A 649-nucleotide genomic window follows, 5' to 3' on the forward strand; every position below is an offset into this window, starting at 1 on the left:
TAATAATATAATTATATTATATAATTTTATATAAATAAAAAATAATTAATATGAAGAATATAAAAAATATTTTAAAAAAAATTAAATTAAATACAAAAAAAATTTTAATTGAAAAATTTTTAATAAAAAAAATCAAATCTGGAAAAATCTTAAATATAAAAATAGGTCTAGATCCTACTTCTCCTAATTTACATTTAGGTCATTTTGTTTTAATAAAAAAATTAAAACAATTACAAGATTTAGGTCATAAAATCTTATTTATTATAGGAGATTTTACTGGGATAATAGGAGATCCAACAGGTAAAAATCTAACTAGAAAAAGTTTAACAAAAGAACAAATAAAAATAAATGCAATAAAATGTAAAAAACAAATATTAAAAATATTTAATCCTAAAAAAATAAAAATTTTATTTAATTCAGAATGGTTAAAAAAAATTTCTATCTTAAAAATAATTAAGATTTTATCTAAAGTTACAATCTCTAAAATGTTAGAAAGAAAAGATTTTAATAAAAGATATAAAACTGGGTATAGTATTTCAATACATGAATTTATATACCCTTTAATACAAGCTTATGATTCCGTAGTTCTTAAAGCAGATATAGAAGTAGGAGGTATTGATCAATTATTTAATTTCTTAATAGGAAGAGA

Annotated in this window: 1 protein-coding gene; it reads left to right on the top strand. The window is 17.3% G+C overall.

What is annotated here, in order from left to right; genetic code table 11:
* Window positions 1–50: 50 nt before the first annotated feature.
* Window positions 51–649, top strand: a 599-nt coding sequence (gene tyrS, locus IE124_RS34300) for a tyrosine--tRNA ligase (RefSeq protein ID WP_189514020.1), incomplete at its 3' end; no start/stop codon positions are given.

It is taken from the genome of Streptomyces narbonensis (assembly GCF_014649015.1).
Classification (GTDB): Bacteria; Actinomycetota; Actinomycetes; order Streptomycetales; family Streptomycetaceae; genus Streptomyces; species Streptomyces narbonensis.